Source organism: Veillonella sp. 3627, assembly GCF_003992195.1.
Classification (GTDB): Bacteria; Bacillota; Negativicutes; order Veillonellales; family Veillonellaceae; genus F0422.
On the sequence record NZ_RQVG01000017.1, the window covers coordinates 1 to 3,245 of the forward strand.

Consider the following 3,245-nt stretch of genomic DNA (forward strand, 5'->3'; position numbering starts at 1 on the left):
TTTATCAGCGACTTCCTATCCTCCCAGGCCGTTTCCAGCCAAGTACTTTCGGCGTTTACGAGCTTAACTACTGTGTTCGGGATGGGAACAGGTGGTTCCTCGTAGCCATCGTCACTGAATTTGTCAGGGTGTTCCCTGAAAACTACATAGAAAGATAATATATTAACTTACAAGTTTGTTCTTTAAGTAAAGCCCTCGATCTATTAGTACCAGTCAGCTCCATGCCTTGCAGCACTTCCACACCTGGCCTATCAACCATGTCGTCTACATGGGATCTTACTAGCTTATGCTATGAGAAACCTCATCTCAAGGCTGGTTTCACGCTTAGATGCTTTCAGCGTTTATCCGTCCCGAACGTAGCTACCCAACTGTACCCTTGGCAGGATAATTGGTACACCAGCGGTTCGTCCACTCCGGTCCTCTCGTACTAGGAGCAGCCCCCTTCAAGTTTCTTTCGCCCGCGATGGATAGGGACCGAACTGTCTCACGACGTTCTGAACCCAGCTCACGTACCACTTTAATCGGCGAACAGCCGAACCCTTGGGACCTACTTCAGCCCCAGGATGTGATGAGCCGACATCGAGGTGCCAAACCTCCCCGTCGATATGGACTCTTGGGAGAGATTAGCCTGTTATCCCCAGGGTAGCTTTTATCCGTTGAGCGATGGCCCTTCCACTCGGCACCACCGGATCACTAAGCCCGACTTTCGTCCCTGCTCGACTTGTTGGTCTCGCAGTCAAGCTCCCTTCTGCCTTTACACTCTTCGAGCGATTTCCGTCCGCTCTGAGGGAACCTTTGGGCGCCTCCGTTACTCTTTAGGAGGCGACCGCCCCAGTCAAACTGTCCACCTAGGACTGTCCGGAAGGTCGTTACTCTTCCCGTTAGATTTCAATTAATCAAAGGGTGGTATCCCAACAGCGACTCCACTAAGACTAGCGCCCTAGCTTCTACGTCTCCCACCTATCCTGTACATTCATTAACTAAAATCAATCCTAAGTTACAGTAAAGCTCCATGGGGTCTTTCTGTCCAGTCGCGGGTAACCTGCATCTTCACAGGTACTTCAATTTCACCGGGTCCCTCGTTGAGACAGTGCGCAAGTCGTTACACCTTTCGTGCGGGTCGGAACTTACCCGACAAGGAATTTCGCTACCTTAGGACCGTTATAGTTACGGCCGCCGTTTACTGGGGCTTCAATTCAGAGCTTCGAATTACTTCTAACCCCTCCTCTTAACCTTCCAGCACCGGGCAGGTGTCAGCACCTATACATCAGCTTTCGCTTTAGCAGGCACCTGTGTTTGTGGTAAACAGTCGCTTGCGCCTCTCTTGTGCCACCCATTCATGCTAGAGCCGTTACAAGCTTTCACACTACATGGGTCATCCTTTTCCCGAAGTTACGGATGCATTTTGCCGAGTTCCTTAACGAGGGTTTTCCCGCGCACCTTAGGATTCTCTCCCCGCCTACCTGTGTCGGTTTTGGTACGGGTAGTATGTCTCTACCTAGAAGCTTTTCTCGGCAACTTAGGATCAATTACTTCGCTCTTATGAGCTCGTCATCACGCCTCAGCTTTTAGAGTAACGGATTTACCTATTACTCAACCTACACGCTTAAACATGCACTTCCAATCGCATGCTAACCTACCTGTTTGCGTCACTCCATCGATCAAACAATTCATACTAGTACAGGAATTTCAACCTGTTGTCCATCGCCTATGCTTTTCCGCCTCGGCTTAGGTCCCGACTTACCCTGAGACGACGATCGTTGCTCAGGAACCCTTAGGCTTTCGGTGGAAAGGATTCTCACCTTTCTTTTCGCTACTCATACCGGCATTCTCACTTCTTACCAGTCCACAGCTCCTTCCGGTACTGCTTCAATCCAATAAGAACGCTCCCCTACCCAATGGTATTACTACCATTGCCACGACTTCGGCTCTGCATTTTAGCCCCGGACATTTTCGGCGCAGAGTCTCTCGACCAGTGAGCTATTACGCACTCTTTAAATGGTGGCTGCTTCTAAGCCAACATCCTGGTTGTTTTGGAAACTCCACATCCTTTGCCACTTAATGCAGCATTGGGGGCCTTAGTCGGTGGTCTGGGCTGTTTCCCTCTTGACTATGGGCCTTATCACTCATAGTCTGACTCCCATGTATAAGTATAGCCATTCGTAGTTTGACTAGGTTCGGTACCCGGTGTGGGCCCTAGCCCGATCAGAGCTCTACCGCCTATACTCTTTACCATGAGGCTAGCCCTAAAGCTATTTCGGGGAGAACCAGCTATCTCCGTGTTCGATTGGCATTTCACCCCTATCCACAACTCATCCCAAAGCTTTTCAACGCTCACGAGTTCGGTCCTCCACACAATTTTACCTGTGCTTCAACCTGGCCATGGATAGATCACTACGGTTTCGGGTCTACTACCACTAACTCCTCGCCCTATTCAGACTCGCTTTCGCTTCGGCTCCACGTTTTCCGCTTAACCTCGCTAGTGACAGTAACTCGCCGGTTCATTCTTCAATAGGCACGCCGTCGACCTGCAATTATACGGTCTTCGACTGTTTGTAGACATACGGTTTCAGGTTCTCTTTCACTCCCCTCCCGGGGTGCTTTTCACCTTTCCCTCACGGTACTATGCGCTATCGGTCCATACTGGTATTTTGCCTTGGAGGGTGGTCCCCCCTGCTTCCCACAAGGTTTCACGTGTCTCGTGGTACTCTGGATACTGCTCCACATATGCAGGATTTCGACTACAGGGCTTTCACCTTCTTCGGCCGACCGTTCCAAGTCGGTTCGTCTATCCCATTTATGCTTGTTAGCAGTCCTCAACCCCGGTCTGGCGAACCAGTCCGGTTTGGGCTCTTCCCCGTTCGCTCGCCGCTACTAAGAGAATCTCGTTTGATTACTTTTCCTCTGGGTACTTAGATGTTTCAGTTCCCCAGGTGCCCTCCTCATACTCTCTGGTATGGGTGACAGAGCTTCACTCTGCCGGGTTCCCCCATTCGGATATCTACGGGTCAATGGTCGCTTGCACCTCTCCGTAGCTTTTCGCAGCTTACCGCGTCCTTCTTCGGCCAGTATAGCCAAGGCATCCACCGTATGCCCTTACTATCTTTACTTGATAGTGACATATGGTTATGTCTTTTGCTTTAGAGTCATCCTTTCGGATGCTCTCACCTTATAAGTTAATTTAGAGAATCTATGTGCTTGGTCTAACCCTTAGAGTCAACTCTAAGAGACCAAATCATAAATTA

Annotated in this window: 2 rRNA genes; both read right to left on the reverse strand. The window is 50.0% G+C overall.

Annotation, left to right across the window (positions count from 1 at the left end):
• Positions 1 to 2: 2 nt before the first annotated feature.
• Positions 3 to 119, reverse strand: a 5S ribosomal RNA gene (rrf, locus tag EO114_RS07740).
• 64 nt (positions 120 to 183) lie between these two features.
• Positions 184 to 3,110: ribosomal RNA gene (locus EO114_RS07745) — 23S ribosomal RNA — on the reverse strand.
• Positions 3,111 to 3,245: the final 135 nt, after the last annotated feature.